The sequence below is a fragment of the Catenulispora pinistramenti genome (genome assembly GCF_018274385.1).
In the GTDB taxonomy this organism is placed as follows: domain Bacteria; phylum Actinomycetota; class Actinomycetes; order Streptomycetales; family Catenulisporaceae; genus Catenulispora; species Catenulispora pinistramenti.
The window spans coordinates 1-17,281 of the sequence record NZ_JAAFYZ010000100.1; the positions used below are offsets into that span (position 1 = coordinate 1).

Consider the following 17,281-nt stretch of genomic DNA (forward strand, 5'->3'; position numbering starts at 1 on the left):
GGACCACCCGCCCCGCCGCCGCTGCCAGTCGATGAACCGCGCCACCGCCCGCTCCGCGGCGATCCGCTCGTACACGTCGGCCGCGTCAGCGAGATCGGCATCGGCATCCGTGCCCTGGATCCGCTGCGAGGTGAACACCAGCCGCCACGGCCGCTCCCGGTTGTCCTTGCCCTCGACCGGCTCCACGAAGCCGTACTTCGCCAACTGCCGCAGATGGTGCGACGCCAGCCCGTGACTGATGCCCAGCTCCCGCGCCGCGTCCGCGGTCGTCAGCCGCCCCTCCCGTCCCATCAGCTCCATGAGATCGAGACGGATCGGATGTGCCACCGCGCGGATGACGGTCGGGTCGTCCAGCACCAGCCAGCGCTGACCGGCCGGGGGCCGCGGGTCGTTCGATGATTCCAAGGACATGCTTGGAATCATCGAAGCAGCATGCTGAGATGTCAAGCATGTGCTTGGAATAGGATGCCGCGCTAAACCACGACGAGGCGTTCACCGCCCGTGCAGGCCGGCGGGGTGCTGGCCGCAACCGCGAGCGAGCGGCTGTACTGGCTGGTGCGGGACGGGTTGGCGCTCTCAGAAGAAGTGCAGGCGGTGTCGCAGCCATGGCGGAAGGCCGGGAGAGCAGACCTGACGACAAGCGCGGTGCAGGAGCGGCTGGCCGCCTATGTCACCGCCCTGATGGACGCGCTGGGGTGAGCACTGGGCTGAGCAGGCCCGGGGTCGCGGCGCGCTCTACGCCGCGTGCCAAGCACCAAGGCGGGTCACCGTCACACGAGCAGCGCCTGGAGCTCCGGCAGCCGGTCGAACAGGTCGGGGAGGCCGCGCAGGCCGTTGCGCACGGACTCGTGCGACAACGCGAGGTCAGGGCCGGTGCTCGCCTCGACACCGGCGAGGCACCGCAGGATGTTCCACCTCGTGTGCCCCAGCCAGCCGCCGGTCATGAACACGAACCAGCCTGGACCGGACGGCGGCAGCGCTCCGCCCCCCGCGACATAGCCGTCGAGGACCGAGCGGAAGACAGCCGGCCTGATGTCGTCGAAGCCAGGTCCCTTCGCCAGGCTCAGGGCGGTCGAGCCGAGCTCACCGGCCAGGTCGAGCATCCCCGAGAGCTCCCAGTCGAGCACCACCGGCCGGCCCTGCCTGGCGAGCAGGTTCCACGGGTGGACGTCCTTGTGGGTCAGCACGACGGGGCCCGGCCGTTCGCAGGTGTCGACGAAGTGGGCGATCGCGAGGAACGTCTCGACGTGGGAGGCGAGTTCGTCAGCCCACGGCTGTCCGGTCGCCGCCGCCCGCGCGGCGAGCTCGGGCCAGTCCCGTGGCGTCGGCTCCTCAGCCGACCCGTGGGTCCACGCCACGTCGAGCGCGTGGACGCGCGCGAGGATCTCACCGATCTCGAACGCGTACGCCACAGGCACCGGTGCTTCGGGCACCGTTTCTCCCTCGGCCCATCGGTGGACGAGCATGTGATGGCCGGCCGAGATCGGCTCCGGCATCGGGATGCCGGCGGCGAAGGCCGCCCGTTCGAACCTGAACACGTCCTCGACGCGATAGGTCCAGCGGCGGTCGACGAGGTTCAACTCCTTCACCGCGAACGACCCCTTGTCGGTGTCCAGCCGGTACACCCGGTTGGCGAACCCGCCGTGGACGCGGACCATCGGCCCGATCGGCGTGCCGAGCTGCGAGAGATTCATCGTGCCGAGATGCGAAAGATCCATTGCGACTCAGCCCCGCGCCGCGGCACGCTCGAAATCAGCAGCCCACTGATCAAGCCCCGCCTCACTCAAGACCACATCCAGTCCCGCGGCAGCCGCCCCGATCAGAGCGCTGTCATCACCGAGCGACGCCGCCCGCAACGGAATCGGATCGGCCCGCCGGAACTCCATCAGCCCGTCCAGATACGCCGCATCGAAGTCGTCCTGCGCAGCGGCCCTGATCAGCGGAGCCAGGCCGCCGAGCGTCACCACATCCGGATCGTGCGCGTTGACCAGCCCGGCAACACCGCAGGCGAGCGCGTCGGCCACCCGCCGCACCGCGGCAACGGCGTCCGCATCGCCACCGCGCTCAGCCCGCTCCAGCACCTGGACAGCGAACGCCCGCGGATCGTCAGGCTGTCCGACCCCGAGGTGGCGAGCCAAAGCCCTGCCGTCGACCTCGTTGTCCCAACACCCACGCGCTCCGCACGGACACCGCCGCGAGCGATCGCCGAACGGCATATGCCCGTACTCGCCGCCGGCGCCGCTTCCCCCGACCGCCGGCACGCCGTCGATCACCAGCACCCCGCCCAACCCCACCTCGACAGTCAGATACAGCACGGTCCCGGCCCCGACCCCGGCGCCGCCCCGCGCCTCGGCCAGCCCGGCGAGCGTCGCGTCATTGCCGATCACCAGGGGAGTGGACTCATCCGGCAGGATGGCCGTCAGATCGGTCGGCTCCCACCCGAGCGTCGTCGGCCGCACCAGGCGCCGGTCGCGCACCACCCCCGCCGCGTTGACCGACACCGCGCGCAGCCGACGTCCATACCGCCGCTTCACATCCCGCAGCGCATCAGCGATCTCCCCGACGACCTGCGGCTCAGTGCCGTGCCGACGCGGCCCGGCCAGGACCGTCGAAGGACGCCCGTCGATGCCGGACACCGCGCACCGCCACCCCTCGTAACGCACCTCGACAACCGCGACGAGCGGCCCGCGCGGGTGGGGGAGGAGCCGGGTCGTCGGCCGCCCGCGCCCGACCGCCGGCGCCGGCACCTCGTCAAGCAGGTCCAGCGCCCGCAACCGGGCGGTGATCTCCGTCGCCGAACCGCTGCCCAGCCCCAGCCGGCGCGCGGCCTCGGCCCGGGTGCCGCCCGGCGCGCGCCGGACCTCGTCCAGCACCCCGAGCGCACCCGACCACCGGGCGTCGCGGGCTCTTGTCATCCGACCTGCTCCCTTTTAAACTCGATCATCGAGGATATTACCCGACAGGAGCGCCACATGCCCGCCTCCCATGGCACCCACCCCCTGAAGATCGCGGCCGTGCTCTTCGACATGGACGGTACGCTCGTCGACTCCGACGCCGCCGTCGACCGCGCCTGGATCACCTGGTCGGAACAGTACGGCGTCGACCCGGCCGTCCCGCTGGCCATCGCCCCCGGCCACCCGGCGGACGCCACCATCGCCAAGATCCTGACCGACAGCGACCCCGCGGCGATCGCCGAGGCCGCGGCCCAGCAGCTGGCGTTGCAGTACGACGACCTGGCCGACGTCGTCGCCATCGACGGCGCCCACGAGCTGATCGCCTTCCTCGACGCGCGCGCCCTGCCCTGGGCCGTCGTCACCAGCGCGGATCAACGCCTGGCCAAGCTGCGGCTGGCCGCGGCCGGCATCAGCCCTCGGATCCTCATCACCACCGACGATATCGAGGCGGGTAAGCCGGATCCGGAGGGCTACCTGCGCGCCGCCGAGCTGCTGGGCGTCGCGCCCGAGGACTGCCTCGTCGTGGAGGACGCCGAGCCCGGCGTCGCGGCGGGCCGGGCGGCCGGGGCGACGGTCGCGGCGCTGAAGGGCGTCCCCGGCGACATACAGATCGACGGCCTGCGCCGCGTCATAGAGTTGATCAGCGAATCGGTCAGCGAGTCGACCGCCGAGCCGACCACCGAGCCACAAGCATGACCACCCTGCTTCTCTCGCTCGCCATCGTGGTGTCGTGGGGCTCATGGATCCCGGTGGCGCAGGCGGTGCCGGGAGCGAAGCAGTCCACGAGGACGTTCTCCGTAACCGCCGGCAATCTCGTCTTCGCGACGATCGCGTTGTTCGTCGGGGGGAGTGCGGGGCAGGTCGGTCTCGGCTGGAAGGAGTTCTGGCTGCCGCTGGCCGGAGGCATGGTGTGGGCGCTCGGTAGCTTCTGCGCGTTCCGGGCCACCGAGCGGATCGGGCTGGCGCGGGCGGCGGGTACGTGGACTCCGCTGAACATCATCGTCGCGTTCGTGTTCGGGGCGCTGCTGTTCAGCGAGCTCAAGGGATTCAGCGCGGGGAAGTACGCGGCCTTGGGCGGCTGCCTCGTGCTGGTGCTGTCGGGCGTGTTCCTCATCATCGGCTCGCAGGGTTCGAGTGAGAACGGTCCTGCGACAGCCGATGGTGATCGTCGCGCTGCTCCCGGGCCCGCACTCGGCCCCGCTGGTGGTGCTTCCGCCACCGCTATCGCGACCGTTGTCGCGGCACCGGCCGACACCACAACCACAACCAGTGCCGCTACCGCTACCGCTGACGCGCAGCCGCGGGCCCACCGGATCGGGCTGATCTACGCTCTCGGGGCCGGCCTGCTGTGGGGCGGGTACTTCATTCCCGCGCAGTGGGCCCACGTGCCGTCCCAACTCGGCAACTTCCCGCTGGCCATCGGCATGTTCGTCGCGGCGGCCGTCCTTGCCGCACGTGAGGGTGGTCTGGTGGTGCTGACGCCGCGTCCTCTGGGCGTGCTGCTTGGCTCCGGCCTCCTGTTCGGCATCGGCAGCGTGGCCCTCCTCGGGCTGGTCAGCCGGGTCGGCACCGGAGTCGGGTTCACGATCGCTCAATTGAGTCTGCTGGTGAATGCCGGAGTCGGTATCTGGGTCTTCAAGGTGCCGGCGCCGGGGTCCAAGGCCGCCAAGACGGCGATCGCGGGAATTCTGCTGGCTGGCGTTGGGGGAACGGTTATCGGTGCTATGCGGTAGTTCTATGCGTTCTCTCCGCGACTATGCCTCAGATAACGGGCCCTAAACTTCTTCAGAACTAGATAGTCCCGATCCCGTTCCCACAACCTCTAGGGAGCCGCCTTCGGCGGCACTCTTCTCCTAAAACCAAGGCGAGTCGCGGTGGAGCGTGGGGGAGTAGTGCCCACGCTCTCCGTGCAGTGACGTGCTCTTAGTACGCCGAAATCAGTGCGCCGAAAGCTGATGGCAGCTCGCCGCCGGAACCGGCCGGCCGTGATCGGAGGTCATGCAGGACGGTGCGCCCCAGATCGCCATCGGCATGACCGTCGCCAGCGAACCCACGACCGCCGCCGCCACCAACCCGGCGGCACGTCGGCTGAAGGACAACTTGCGGGACCGAACACGTGGCGTAGCCACGGGCTCCGATACTTCTGCTGCTGTAGCTGGTTCTGTAACCGCAGCAGCAGAAGTCAGCGCAACCATCGGAGCTACCGCAGTTACGGTAGTCACCGCGGCCACCGGAGCAGTGACCACGAGCGCGACCTCGGCCCGCCGCCGGCACCACGCCTCGACGTCGCCACCGCACGCCCGCACGTATCCGGTGAGCACACCGACCGACGGCAGTCCGGCTCCGCTCGCCGCGGCGGACAACGCCGACGGCGAGTAGCCGGCGGCCCTGCTCATCTCCCGGTACGTCGGCGCGCCGGCGAGGCGCCGGAGTTCGCGTAGGTCGACTGCCAGCCGTGCCACCGGTCCGGACTGCGGGTCCAGCTGTTTCTCCAGTCGGCCCATCGAGATGCCTCCTCATACGTTCACGCCGTCAGAATTGTCTACGGTTTGTACAGCGGCCGGGTTCCCGTTTGCAGATCAAAAATCCGCATCGTCTGCTGGTACGCATGCCGAACAAGAGACCATCCGCATCCCGCCGCGCCGAGAACGCGCGCCAGAAGGCCGAACGGCTCCGGGCTGAGCAGCGCCGTCGTGAGCGGAACCGCCGCGTCATGATCGCCAGCAGCGTGTCGACGTTCGTGGTGGGTGCCGTGGCGCTGGCGGTCGCGTTCTGGCCGTCGGGCTCGGGCTCGGGCTCGGGCACGGCGAAGGCGGCGTCCCCGCCCGCGTCGGCGACGCTCGCCCCGGCCGGTCAGCTGACCGGCGCGCCGGTCGACGGCATCCAGAGCGGGGCGATGGAGCAGCTGGCGTTCCACATCCACGCGCATCTGCAGATCTACGTGAACGGCCAGCAGAAGCAGCTGCCGTACGGCATCGGCATCGAGCGCCCGTACCAGATGACGACGGACGCCGACGGCAACCCCTTCGCCGAGGGCGGCAAGGCGATCTACTGGCTGCACACGCACGATCAGTCCGGGATCATCCACATGGAAGCGCCGATCCAGGTCCAGTTCACCCTCGGTGAGTTCTTCGACATGTGGGGCCAGCCACTGACCACCAGCCAGGTGGGTCCCGCGCACGGACAGCTCACGGCGTTCGTGAACGGCAAGACGGTGTCCGGTGACCCGCGCGCCATCGCGCTGAACGCGCACGACGTCATCCAGCTTGATGTCGGGTCTGTGGTTCCGTTTCAGAGCTACACGTTCCCAGCGGGTCTTTGACGGTTTTCGCTACCGGACCGTGGTCCCGCCGGCGTAGAAGACGGTGATTCCGGCGATGACGAACAGGCCGCACAGGATCCAGAACCGTACGACGACGGTGGTTTCGGACCAGCCGACGAGTTCGAAGTGGTGGTGCAGTGGCGCGATCCTGAAGATGCGTTTGCCGCCTCGGTAGCGGAAGGAGGCTACTTGCAGGACGACTGAGACGGTGTTCATGACGAACAGTCCGCCGATGAGGGCCAGCAGCAGCTCGGTGCGGGTGCAGATGGCCAGGCCGGCCAGGGCTCCGCCGAGGGCCAGGGAGCCGACGTCGCCGAGGAAGATCTGGACCGGGGCGGTGTTCCACCACAGGAACGCGAAGCAGGATCCCATGATCGCGGCGGCGACGATGGCCAGGTCGAGCGGGTCGCGGACCTGGTAGCAGCCGGCCGGGGGGCCGGCGGGTCCGACGGCGGCGCAGGATTGGCCGTGTTGCCAGACGCCGATGAAGACGTAGGCGCCGAACACCATGGTGCAGGCCCCGGCGGCGAGTCCGTCGGCGCCGTCGGTGAGGTTGACGCCGTTGGAGGCGCCGGCGATGAGGAAGCCGGCCCACAGGACGAACAGGATGGGCCCGATGGTCAGTGCGGTGTCCCGGTAGAACGAGATGTGGGCGGAGGCGGGGTGGTAGCCGTGGCTGTTCGGGAAGTGCAGCGCCGCCACCGCGAAGACGATCGCCGCCGCCCACTGCCCCACGAACTTCGCGCGCGCCCGCAGCCCGAGCGACCGTCCCCGGAACACCTTGAGCAGGTCGTCGACTCCGCCGACCACACCCATCGCGGTCATCAGCAGCAGGACCAGCACCCCCGACGCCGACGGACCCTGGCCGGTGACGAGCTTGGTGGCGACGTAGGCGAGCAGCGTGGCCAGGACGATGACGATGCCGCCCATCGTCGGTATGCCCCGCTTGGCCAGGTGTGCCTGGACGCCGTCGGTCCGCACCTGCTGTCCGACGCCCAGGCGCGTCAGGATCTTGATGGCGGCCGGGGTGCCGGCGAAGGTGAAGACGAGGGCGAAGCCCGCGGAGTACAGGACGCCGCGCATCTGCAGGTGCCCGGCCGGGGCCGTGCCCAGCCCCAGGTTTATGCCCGTGCCCGTGCCTGAGTTCGGCGGTGGTGATCCAAGAACAGCTGAGGCTGCGGCGGCTATGGAGTGCGGGAACGTCATCAGGCTCCGTACTTCGGTTCGGCTGGTCGCGCGTCGGCCCCCGCAGCCGGCCGAATCGGCGTGGTCAAAAGAGTGACTGCATCCTAATGTTCGGTGCGGGACTGCGGTGCGTGATCACGCTGCTGGAGCCCGTGCGGCGACGAGCTCCCGGCCGACAAGCTCCCCGGCCGACGAGCTCCCCGATCCCCGAGGCGAAGGACATCAGGTGGCAAGCATTCCCGGACCCGAAGTTCTCGAGGCGTTCGGGCTTTCCGGCCCCGTAGTGCCGCTTCCTGGCGGGGAAGGGCGGTCCGTCCGGGTCGGCGCTGCGGTCCTGAAGCCGGCCGACGGCCGGGAGTTCACCGACTGGCTCGGCGAGACGATGTCGGGGATCGTCGAGGACGGCTTCCGGGTCAGTCGGCCCCTCCGGGCGTCAACCGGCGCCTGGCAGCATGCTGGCTGGACCGCGTCCGGCTACGTGCCGGGAGCGGAACCCGATCACGAGGCCGAGCCCCGCTGGCTGGAGATCATCGAGGCCGGGCGGGCCTTCCATCGTGCGCTGGCGACCGCCCCGCGTCCGGACTTCCTGGACCGGCGTGCCAACTGGTGGCAGACCGGCGACTACGTGGCCTGGCAGGAACGGCAGCCGGACCTCGTGTCCGGTCTTCAGGCGAGCTACGACGACCTGGCCGCGCTGATCACCCCGCTTCCCGGATCGGCCCAGGTCACGCACCAACCCGCACCCCAATTGATCCACGGCGACCTGACCGGCAACGTCCTGTTCAGCGCAGGCCTGCCCCCTGCGGTCATCGACTTCTCGCCGTACTGGCGTCCCGCGGCCTTCGGCGAGGCGATCGTCGTCGGCGACGCGCTCATCTGGCACGGCGCCGATGCCGGCCTGGTCCGTGACCTCATGTCCGACCGCGGACCCGGCTTCCTTCAGTACGTGGCGCGCGCCGTCGTCTTCCGGCTCGTCACGACCAGCGAGCGGGTGCGGAGCCAGGCAGCCGAGCAGTCGGCGTCCACCGCGCGCGAGGTCCGCAGGTACGAGCGGGCGGCGAGCCTGGTCGCAGGCCTGGCGCGCGCCGTTTGATGCGGGGGATGTGGAGCTGGTCGGTGTGCGGAACTGGCCGGTGTTGGGTGTTCAGGTCAGGATGATGGGGTTGCTTAGCGCGGCCATGCGTCCTTCGGGGTGGCGTACCTCGATGCGGATGAACGCTGATTCCGCGGCGGTGGTGTGCCACTGCACGGTGCCTTCGCCTGTGTCGGGTAGCGGTGCGCTGTGTATCTTGCCTTGCACGGTGTGGAAGCTGACGACGCCGGAGGGCACGCCGCGCATGTCCACCCGGGCCACGGCCGGTTCGCCGCCGGTCGTCAACCGCTCGCCGATCCCGGCGGTGTGATTGCCGGCTGAGACCGTCAGGGATAGCTCGACAGCGGCTGATTCGGCGATCCAGCTGTGGCCGGCGCGGATGCCGGCGAGGATCGCGTCGGTGCTGAGTTCTTCGGCGAGTACGACGGTGTGTGCGATGCCGATCTGGCTCTGAAGGTGGGTGTCGCTGTTGCCGATTGCCGGCCGCCACCGCTCGTGGTGGATGTCGGCGGCCAGGGCGCGGCCCCATTCGGCCAGGGCGGTCTCGTTGTCGGCTTGCCAGGGCAGCTCTGAGCTCCAGGGGCCGTTCCACACTTCCACCGCGTCCAGGCCCTGGTACGGGTACATGAACGTGCCGGAGGCGTAGGGCGCGTGCGGGTGGGCGGCCACGCACAGGCCGCCGGTGCTGTGGACTTCGTCTAGATGGCGTTGGAGGATCTCTTCGCGTACTCCGTAGTTCCAGTCGATGACCTGTCCGGCGGGTATGCCGAGTGCGAGCCAGTGCCCGGTGCGGGTGGTGACTTCTTCGCCGAGGATGACCAGCAGATCGTCACCGGCATGTTGCCCCCAGGCGCCGTGGGCGTCGGAGGCGTTGTGCTCGGTGGTCGCGAGGAAGTCCAGGCCCGCTGCCCGGGCCTCGGCGGCAAGCTGCTGCGGTGTGAGTTCGCCGTCGGAGTACACCGAGTGCACGTGGAGGTCGCCTCGGTACCAGCCGCGGCCGCGCCCAGCAGCCCGTGTCGGGGGGAAATCTGGTTCCGGCATGTGTTCTCCAAGGCCGTGGGGTGCAGCAGGAAGGCGTCGAGTTGACCGGTGGCGACGAGCAGGCCGCCGTGGCAGGTTCCAGATCCGGTGGACGGTTTGGGTATCGGCACGGCCGCGGGGTCAGCGCTCATCCAGTTCAGTGCCGGCCGGGTGGCCTTGGCGTGGGCGGCGAGTCGCGCGGCGACGGCGCGGCTGGCCGCAGGCATGGATCATCTTGCAGCGCTGGCAGCGGCAGGGGCACACGCTCCCGCGCCCAGGTGCGGTCGCTCGCGGTCGGGGTGGTGCGCCACCGTGCGCGCAGCACGCCGTCGGCGTCCGGCAGGACGGCGGTGAACAGCGGCCGGCGGTCGTCTTCGGTGATGGGCAGGACGGCGATCGCGCGCGCGTCGGCGAGCCGGGTGGCTGTCAGCGCCTCGAACTGGGTGTCGTCGGCGATGGTGCTGGCGATGCGGCCGTCGCTGTTCTCCCAGACGATTTCCACGGTGTCCTGGTCAGGGAGCGCGGCCAGGGCTGCGGTGACGTCTGTGGACAGGTCGGGCCAGACGGTCAGTCGCGCGCGGGGGGCGAGTCGGGCGCGCACGGCGTCGAGATTGCGGCTGGTGAGGCGGTGCCACCGGGAGACGTTCAGCAGGTGGCTCTCCTCCAGGATCGCGGCCTCGCCGTCGGCCACCGACGTGTGCAGCCGGGCCCAGAAGTCCGCGTCGGCGGGCCGCTGCACGCCGGTCTCGTCGTAGGCGTCCTCGTAGGCGTCCTCATACGGTGAGGCGGCCAGCGGCTCCGGGAACAACCCGAGCTCGCGGGTGCGTGCCACGGCATCGTCGCAGGGCTCGGTGCTCCCGAGGTACATGTACTGGTCCCAGCCGATGTGCACGAAGAATCTGTCCTCGACCTCCAGCGAACAGAACGCCCCGTTGTCCCGCAGCATGGCCCGCACCAGCTCCACGCCGGTTTCGACCGACACCTCGGCGCCGTCGTGGAAGCCTGCCAAGTCCGGCGGGAACAGTCCGGTCAGCCCATGGCCTTCAACCGCCGGCTCCAGCCCGAAGTGGGCAAAGCCCGGCGCCAGGCCCGGCTCGCGGATGGCCAGGCGATCGATCCCGGTCGATGCCGCGAACGCCGCCACCGCCTGAAGGTACGCGGCCTCCACGGCCCCGTGGTCGCTGACCGAGTCCTCGGCGCCGACGTAGTGGCCGTGTTCGTCACGCTCGGCCGGGTCGTACTTGGTGATGCGGTACACGTACGGCAGGGCTCCGCGCTGCGCGGTCATACCCCGAGCGTACGGGAGAAAGCCGCTGGAGAAGCGATGAGCCTCCTGGCTAGCATCACGCAGGTGACGACGTACGTGGAGCTGGACCAGATACACGACCGGCTCCTGACGGAACCGGCCCCGAGCCAGATCGAACTCGCCGAACTGGCCGCCGCGCTGCCGTCATCCGTGCAAGGGCGGCCGGACCGGCCCGAGCAGCCCGAACGGCCCGAGTCGGCGCTCCTTCTGGCCGGGCTCTACGAACGCCTGTGGCACCACCGCCACGCAGAACCGCGCTGGCCCGACTGGCGCACAGCCGACCTCCCCATGCGCGTCCGTATTGCCTGGCTGCGCGCCGAAGTCCTCAACGAACCCGCCGTCATCCGCACCGAACCTCGCGCAGAACTGCTCTACCAGACCCTGCGCCAGCTACCCATCACCAGCGCGCGCCGTCCCGACCGCCTTGTGGCGGAGCTGGCCGGCAGCCCCGACCCGGTGTTGCAGCGCGAGGCACTGCGGCTGGCCCGGGAGGGCCTGTATGCGGCGTGTCTGTCTCCCGCGCTGGTCCGCACGCAGGCGGTCGGCCTGCTCGAGTCCGGCGATGACAGCGTCGTCATCTCCGCCCTCGATCTGCTCGCCGAACCGTGGGCCGCGCTGGAGCCGCTGCCGGCCGGCTTGTTGTCCGGTGGCCTCGTGTCCGACGCCGCCCTAGCCGCCGCAGCACGTCACGGGCACCGGGACACGCTCTGGAACGTCGTCGAGGATCCCGCCCTGCCGTCCTCCCTTCGACGCCTAGCCATGCAGCTGCTCGGCGACCTGGCGACCCGTATCGACATCAGTGATCTGATCACGCTCGCCGCACAAGACCCGCTGCTGTTCGGCACCCCGGTGCTGGAGTGCCTGCGCGGCCTGCACCGGCGTGGACACTTCCTCGATGAGCCAGACGTCCCGGGGCTGCTCAGCATCGCGCTGGCCGACCACACCATTGCAGCGCAGGATGCCGCGACGATCCTGTTCACCAGCCGACATATGGCGTTCCGGCAGCTCACAGCCGTAGCGGCCGACGACCCGACCTGGCCCCGACGCCTGGACCTGCTGATCGCGCTCGACAGCCAGGCCCGCGGGGAGGTCCCCGTCGGCGAGGCGATCGCCCGGATCCTGCCGCACGCCCCGAGACCCGAACCCTTCCTCGCCGCGATCCGAACCCTGCGCCACGTCGACGCCGAAGACGCAGTGATCGCTCTGCTGCCCACGGCGCCCGCCGCCGCGTTGAGCACCCTGGAGGCCATCGGCGCGCGCCGGACTGTCGCAGCGCTGTGGGCAGGCCTCGGATTCGGACTCGAGCCCGCACTCGCCTCGGTCGAGGACGAAGATGCCGGTGCTGGTGCCGGTGCCGATGTGGGTGCCGGTGCCGATGTGGGTGACGGTGCGGGCGAGGGCAGCGGCGGCGTGGGCGGGGGCGAGTCTGAAGGCACGGCCGGTATCGCGCCCCACCTGCGTCCGCACCGGAACCAGGCCCTGGAGATCCTGTGGCACCTGACCCGTGACCTCGGCCGGCGCCACGCCCTGCTCGACCGCCTCGATCCCGCCGACCTGCCGCCGCGCATCGCGGCCGACCTCGGCGGCCCGGACGAGCGCGAGCTGGTGCTGCTCAGATCGCATCTGGACCCGGACAAGCCGGTCGCGGGCCTGTGCCGGCTCGCGGCCAGTGGCGGCGTCGGCACGGTGCCGGTCATCGCCGACATCTTGATGCGGATCGTCGCCGAGTTGGCGGCATCGGCATCGGTGGCGTCGTGGGAGCCCGGCGCCGCCGGCTGGCGCCTCGACAGCGAAGCCCAGACCGGCGAACCGGTGGTCCCCGAAGAGGTGGTGAACGCCGTCCGGGACATGGGCCGCCGGCTCCACGCCCGCGGGAAGATCAGGCCGTCGTGTCTGCTCGACGCGCCGACGCCGCAGGCCGCCGGCGACGCACTGGTCGCGTCCATGGCACTGGACCTGCTGGACCGGCCGGGAATGTCAGCCGCCGAACAGGCGATCCTGCTGGAACTCCTGGTCCGGGTGCCCAGCCCGCAGACCCGCCCTCGGATACCCCGCCTGCTACGCAGCCCCGATCAGCACGTCCGCAAGCACGCCATCAAACTGCTCATCGGCGACGGCACCGGGAACGACGCGCAGGCGTTGTCGGCGACCCTGATCAAGCTGACGTCCGCCGGGGACGCGCCGACAGTCCGGCAAGCCCTGCTGGCACTGGGCCAGGCCGAGGCACGTTGGGCCGCCGCAGCCATCGCCGACTGCCTGGACCACCCGACCATGAACATCAAGAAGACCGCCGCCGAGGCTCTGGTGCTGGCGGGTACGCCTGAGGCGGTACCCAAGTGCCTGTTCTGGCTCGGGCACCACGACAACCCGGGCTTGCGCGCCTCACTAACAGACGCTCTGCGCGCGATACTCGGCACCGCCTACGCAGCGACGCTCCTCGCGGCCGCCGAATCCGCAACCGAATCCGACAGCGAATCCGCAACCGTAGCCGCCAGCGGCGACCGAACCCGGCGACTGCTGCTCGGCGGGCTCGACGGCGAACTGTCGGCGTCCTCGGTGCTGGCCCTGGAGGAGCAAGGCTCCACGCTCGTGCCGACGCTGCTGGCCCTGGTGGCGGCGCGCCAGATCTCGTTGGCAGCGGGCCCGGTCGACGTGCTCACGTCGGCGTTCGCCAGGCACGGCATCGAACAGCCGATCCGGGAGCGTCCGCAACCCAGCGCCGACGCCGACCGGGCCGCCAGGGCCCTGCTGGCCGCAGTCTGGGATCCGGCGGTCGCGCTCCGGATAGCCGAGGCACCGGTCCCGCCTAGCAGCCAGTGGCTGCAAAGGCTGCGTCCGATGCTGACCGACTGGTTACGGCTGGCTGATCACGAACCCGTGGTCAGGGCTCGGCTGCCGCACTTGTTCCCGGCGCCTTGGTCTGACGGGGACCTGGCGTGCTTCGCTCGCTGCGCGCCGGTCCTGCGCGATGGCCTGGCTCAGGCTGCGAGCAGTGACAGCGGCTGGTTCATCGCAGTGTTGACCGCCATCGCCCCGCGGCTGTCCGCTGTCGAGAAAATGGCGGTCGTCGACGTGGTGCGCGCGCTGGAGCCAGCCACTTCCGCGGCTACGGCAGCTGAGTCCACTGTGACGCTGCTTCGCGCCTGCGACGCCGTGCTGCTCCTCGCCGACGTCGACCAGGCCCTCGCTGCGGCCAGGCTCTGCCCCGATCCGGCGCGCGCCGAGGCCACCGTGTTGCGCGAGGCCTTCACCGGGACCACCTCAGAGATCGCATCAGACAGCCAGGCGCGCGCCACTGCCGCCGAGTCCTGGCGCGTCGATCTGGTCACTGCCATCCGCACCCGGGACACGCTGGAAGCGTTCCGTCGCCGCACCGATGCCGTGCCTGCTCTCCCGGACCGTCTTGCCGCGCTCATCGACGTCTTCGCATCCGCCGGCGCGCAGGCCCGTGCCGGTCTTCTTGACTGGATGCTCGCGATCCAGCCTCTGGACGTGCCGTCCTGGACGGTCGCCGAACTCGCCCGCGCACCGATGCCGGCAGCGCGGATTCCGCGCGCCGACGATCTCGACCAGCCGCGCTCGGGCGCGCAGCGGGAGCGGCTGTTGGCGATGTTGGCCTCCCCGGATCGCGAGCGCCGCGATAGCGCGGCCCGGATCCTGCGGACGTGGCCCGAGCCCGATATCGGGCTTGCCTTGCTGCGGCCTTATCTGCGTGGCGAGATCGACTTGGGCGATCGGATCGACGTGGATGCCGACGTCGTCCTAGTCAGCGCGGTGCGCACGCTCAGTGGGGCGGAACTGCGGGCCGACGGGATCCGACCTGACAGGGTACTGAGCGCGGCCTGGGAGTTGCGCCCGGAAGACACGGAAGTCCTGGTCCCGCTGCTGTTGGGCTGGTGGCAGCAGGGTCCGCCGGTCGTCCGTGAACAGGTGCGGGGCTTCTTGCGGCGCGCCGACGGGGATTTTCTGGCAGAGGTCCTTAGCAGCCGTCTGGAGGCGGGTGAGTGGGGCTTCGTTGAGCTGCTGTCAGGGCGCCCCTTGCTCCGTACTCCGCTTCTGACCGGGCTTTGTGAACGGCTCCGGTCCGAAGGGCAGGCAGCGCTTGCGGACAGCGTCGTTCTCATCGACGGTCCGCTGCGTGGCCCGGATGCCAAGCAGCAGGACGTCGCGGCACTGACGGTGCTGCGTGACCACGCGCAGGTCCCGAAGCCGTCGCACGGGTCTTCGCGCGCGGAACTGCTCGGCCTTGCCAGGTCCGGGCAGCCAGATCAGATCCGCCGGGCACTGCTGCGCCTGGCCGAGATGCCGATTGTCGACAAAACCGGCCAGGGCCCTGACCCGGAGGAACCACAAGACCCGCAAGCCTTGCAAGACCTGTTGGCCGAGCTGCTGACCCACCCCAAGCCCAAGGTCCGGCTCCAAGCGCACCGCACCGCACGCCGCCTCCTGGACCGCGACACCTACCTGCGGCACACGGCGATCCTGCTGACCGACCCGCAACCGGACGTGCTCCGCATGGCGATCCGCACGCTCAGCCACGCCGGCTGGGAACCGGCGATCCCCGCAATGGTCGCCCTGCTCGAACATCCGCACCCGACCGTCCGCGCCGAGGCCGCATCCGGGCTCGCCAGGATCGGCGCCCCGGCAGTCCCTGCCCTGCGCCGGGCCGCCGGCCACGCCCGCCCCGACAAGCGGGGCGGTTACACCGCGGTGCTGGAACGGATCGAGGCTGCGGACATCGGAGTTCCGGGACAGCGGTAACGGCGGTAGCGGCGGTAGCGCCAGCGGTGCCGGCAGCCGCAGCACGGGCTCGGGCTGCCGCGGACCCTGCCCGAGCCCGATAGACAGGGTCTGACAGGGTCTGACAGGGTTCTACCCGCGTCGGTTTGACAGGGCTCTACCTACTTCGGTGCCTGGAAGCCGCCGATCGCCTCCTCGAGCAGTTCGGCCAGCCGCAGCGGCGTGCGGTCCTCGAACATCGGCCCGATGAGCTGCACCCCCACCGGCAGGCCCTCGGAGGACAGGCCCGTGGGTATGGCGGTGGCGGGCAGGCCGGGCATGGTGGCCAGACCGGCCCAGACGATCTGGTCGAGGTACGGGTACTCGGCGCCCTCGATGTCGATGTGCCGCTCCAACAGGTTGGCGGTGTGGTCGTGCGCGAACGCGGGCGTCGGCGTGATCGGGCACACCACGGCGTCGAACTCGGCGAACAACTGCCGCCAGCCATGCCGGTGCAGTTCGCGACCGCTGTTCGCCTCCATCCAGTCGCTGTGGCTGAACACCACGGCGCGCAGCCGCGCAGCACTCAGGCTCTGGTCGTCCGCGGGCAGTGCGGCGACGCGCGCCCGCAGCTCCTCCAGCGCTTCGATGGGGAAACGCGCGCGGGTGCCCGAGAGCAGCAACTGCGTGTAGAGCCTCGCGGCCTCGGCCAGGTCGGGCAGCAGCCGACTGTGCCGCTCTACCCGGGCGCCGCCGTCGACCAGCGCGGCGGCCACCCGGTCCACGCCCTCCCGCACCGCTGACCCGGTCGCGATGAGCGGATGCTCGTCGAGCACCAAGACCCGGAAGTCACCGAGCCGCTCGTGCCGCGCGGCAGGCAGCCTCAGGTCGTAGGCGACGCCGAGCGTCAGCGGATCCGGCCCGGCCATGACGTCGAGCAGGAGCGTGAGGTCGCGGGCGGTACGCGCCATCGGGCCGACGACGGCGAGGTCGAGATCGGACGGCAACGCCGGCGCGGTCGGCGGGACCATGCCGCGGTTGGCCACCAGCCCGAGCGTCGGCTTGTGTGAGTAGACACCGCAGAAGTGCGCGGGGGTCCGCAGCGAACCGGCGATGTCAGAACCGATCGACAACGCGCCGAACCCGCACGCCAGCGCCGCCGCCGACCCGCCGGAGGACCCGCCGGCCGTACGAGTGTGATCCCACGGGTTGTTGGTGGTGCCGTAGATCTCGTTGAAGCTCTGTATATCTTGCAGCCCCAACGGCACATTGGTCTTACCGAGCACCACCGCCCCGGCAGCCTTGATCCGCGACACCTGCACAGCGTCCTCGGACGGCACAAAGTCCCGGTACTCCGGTATACCCCAGGTCGTGGGCAGCCCGGCAATGTTGTAGGACTCCTTGACCGTCACCGGAATACCGAGCAGAGGCCGCTGCTCACCACGGGCGCGCGCCTGGTCGGCCCGGCGTGCGGCATCCCGAGCACGATCGAAGTCCGGCACGCAGATCGCGTTGATCGCCTCGTCGTCCCGCTCGATCCGGGCGATCGCCTCGTCGGTCAGCTCCACCGAGGTCACTTCACCGGCACGCAACGCGGCTGCGAGTTCTTCGGCCGTCTGATAAGTCGATTCCATGGGTCCGAAGCTAGCGGCCTGCCTCAGAGGACATAAAATGCCTTTTCG

General features: G+C 70.3%; 13 protein-coding genes and 1 pseudogene. 6 read left to right on the forward strand and 8 right to left on the reverse strand.

Features of this window, described 5'->3' with window-relative positions; all coding sequences use genetic code 11:
- Positions 1–411, reverse strand: a 411-nt coding sequence (locus KGQ19_RS26130) for a winged helix-turn-helix domain-containing protein (RefSeq protein WP_212012929.1), incomplete at its 3' end; no start/stop codon positions are given.
- A gap of 93 nt (positions 412–504) precedes the next feature.
- Between KGQ19_RS26130 and KGQ19_RS26135 the strand changes: the two are divergent.
- A pseudogene (locus KGQ19_RS26135) lies at positions 505–699 on the forward strand (aminoglycoside phosphotransferase family protein); the annotation flags it as partial.
- A gap of 71 nt (positions 700–770) precedes the next feature.
- Here the strand turns inward: KGQ19_RS26135 and KGQ19_RS26140 are convergent.
- Positions 771–1,718, reverse strand: coding sequence for a phosphotransferase family protein (locus KGQ19_RS26140; protein WP_212012940.1), 948 nt, complete (start codon positions 1,716–1,718; stop codon positions 771–773).
- 6 nt (positions 1,719–1,724) lie between these two features.
- Positions 1,725–2,915, reverse strand: coding sequence for an ROK family transcriptional regulator (locus tag KGQ19_RS26145; protein WP_212012942.1), 1,191 nt, complete (start codon positions 2,913–2,915; stop codon positions 1,725–1,727).
- A gap of 57 nt (positions 2,916–2,972) precedes the next feature.
- Here KGQ19_RS26145 and KGQ19_RS26150 point away from each other — a divergent pair, with 57 nt between their 5' ends.
- Positions 2,973–3,650, forward strand: a complete 678-nt coding sequence (locus tag KGQ19_RS26150; protein ID WP_212012944.1) for an HAD-IA family hydrolase — start codon at positions 2,973–2,975, stop codon at positions 3,648–3,650.
- Positions 3,647–4,687 (forward strand): GRP family sugar transporter, encoded by a 1,041-nt coding sequence (locus KGQ19_RS26155; protein ID WP_212012947.1) that lies wholly within the window; start codon positions 3,647–3,649, stop codon positions 4,685–4,687. Before KGQ19_RS26150 ends, KGQ19_RS26155 begins: the two co-directional genes overlap by 4 nt.
- Positions 4,688–4,891: 204 nt before the next feature.
- Here the strand turns inward: KGQ19_RS26155 and KGQ19_RS53645 are convergent, their stop codons facing one another.
- The gene (locus tag KGQ19_RS53645; protein WP_498038949.1) at positions 4,892–5,458 is read right to left on the reverse strand and encodes a helix-turn-helix domain-containing protein; all 567 of its coding nucleotides are present in this window, start codon (positions 5,456–5,458) and stop codon (positions 4,892–4,894) included.
- A gap of 104 nt (positions 5,459–5,562) precedes the next feature.
- Here KGQ19_RS53645 and KGQ19_RS26165 point away from each other — a divergent pair, with 104 nt between their 5' ends.
- A complete protein-coding gene (locus KGQ19_RS26165) occupies positions 5,563–6,276 on the forward strand; it encodes a hypothetical protein (protein ID WP_212012951.1) in 714 nt (237 codons plus the stop codon).
- A gap of 9 nt (positions 6,277–6,285) precedes the next feature.
- On the opposite strand, the gene mraY is transcribed toward KGQ19_RS26165, so the two are convergent.
- A complete protein-coding gene (gene mraY, locus KGQ19_RS26170) occupies positions 6,286–7,359 on the reverse strand; it encodes a phospho-N-acetylmuramoyl-pentapeptide-transferase (protein WP_212013017.1) in 1,074 nt (357 codons plus the stop codon).
- A gap of 328 nt (positions 7,360–7,687) precedes the next feature.
- On the opposite strand from mraY, the gene KGQ19_RS26175 reads away from it, so the two are divergent.
- Positions 7,688–8,554: a hypothetical protein gene (locus tag KGQ19_RS26175; RefSeq protein WP_212012964.1), complete on the forward strand. Its 867-nt coding sequence runs from the start codon at positions 7,688–7,690 to the stop codon at positions 8,552–8,554.
- A gap of 51 nt (positions 8,555–8,605) precedes the next feature.
- On the opposite strand, the gene KGQ19_RS26180 is transcribed toward KGQ19_RS26175, so the two are convergent.
- Together KGQ19_RS26180 and KGQ19_RS26185 are read right to left on the reverse strand one after the other, a co-directional pair.
- Positions 8,606–9,595: a CehA/McbA family metallohydrolase gene (locus KGQ19_RS26180; protein WP_212012973.1), complete on the reverse strand. Its 990-nt coding sequence runs from the start codon at positions 9,593–9,595 to the stop codon at positions 8,606–8,608.
- 136 nt (positions 9,596–9,731) lie between these two features.
- Positions 9,732–10,862, reverse strand: a complete 1,131-nt coding sequence (locus tag KGQ19_RS26185) for a hypothetical protein (protein WP_212012975.1) — start codon at positions 10,860–10,862, stop codon at positions 9,732–9,734.
- 36 nt (positions 10,863–10,898) lie between these two features.
- On the opposite strand from KGQ19_RS26185, the gene KGQ19_RS26190 reads away from it, so the two are divergent.
- Positions 10,899–15,641, forward strand: coding sequence for a HEAT repeat domain-containing protein (locus KGQ19_RS26190; protein ID WP_212012977.1), 4,743 nt, complete (start codon positions 10,899–10,901; stop codon positions 15,639–15,641).
- A 140-nt stretch (positions 15,642–15,781) separates the two neighbouring features.
- Here KGQ19_RS26190 and KGQ19_RS26195 read toward each other — a convergent pair whose 3' ends face one another.
- Positions 15,782–17,233 (reverse strand): amidase, encoded by a 1,452-nt coding sequence (locus KGQ19_RS26195; RefSeq protein ID WP_212012979.1) that lies wholly within the window; start codon positions 17,231–17,233, stop codon positions 15,782–15,784.
- Positions 17,234–17,281: the final 48 nt, after the last annotated feature.

What these genes read in the sequence shown, in the direction of transcription:
- KGQ19_RS26140 (WP_212012940.1), bottom strand. Translation starts at nt 1,718, where the DNA reads ATGGATCTTTCGCATCTCGGCACGATGAATCTCTCGCAGCTCGGCACG.
- KGQ19_RS26145 (WP_212012942.1), bottom strand. Translation starts at nt 2,915, where the DNA reads ATGACAAGAGCCCGCGACGCCCGGTGGTCGGGTGCGCTCGGGGTGCTG.
- KGQ19_RS26150 (WP_212012944.1), top strand. Translation starts at nt 2,973, where the DNA reads ATGCCCGCCTCCCATGGCACCCACCCCCTGAAGATCGCGGCCGTGCTC.
- KGQ19_RS26155 (WP_212012947.1), top strand. Translation starts at nt 3,647, where the DNA reads ATGACCACCCTGCTTCTCTCGCTCGCCATCGTGGTGTCGTGGGGCTCA.
- KGQ19_RS53645 (WP_498038949.1), bottom strand. Translation starts at nt 5,458, where the DNA reads ATGGGCCGACTGGAGAAACAGCTGGACCCGCAGTCCGGACCGGTGGCA.
- KGQ19_RS26165 (WP_212012951.1), top strand. Translation starts at nt 5,563, where the DNA reads ATGCCGAACAAGAGACCATCCGCATCCCGCCGCGCCGAGAACGCGCGC.
- mraY (WP_212013017.1), bottom strand. Translation starts at nt 7,359, where the DNA reads ATGCGCGGCGTCCTGTACTCCGCGGGCTTCGCCCTCGTCTTCACCTTC.
- KGQ19_RS26180 (WP_212012973.1), bottom strand. Translation starts at nt 9,595, where the DNA reads ATGCCGGAACCAGATTTCCCCCCGACACGGGCTGCTGGGCGCGGCCGC.
- KGQ19_RS26185 (WP_212012975.1), bottom strand. Translation starts at nt 10,862, where the DNA reads ATGACCGCGCAGCGCGGAGCCCTGCCGTACGTGTACCGCATCACCAAG.
- KGQ19_RS26190 (WP_212012977.1), top strand. Translation starts at nt 10,899, where the DNA reads ATGAGCCTCCTGGCTAGCATCACGCAGGTGACGACGTACGTGGAGCTG.
- KGQ19_RS26195 (WP_212012979.1), bottom strand. Translation starts at nt 17,233, where the DNA reads ATGGAATCGACTTATCAGACGGCCGAAGAACTCGCAGCCGCGTTGCGT.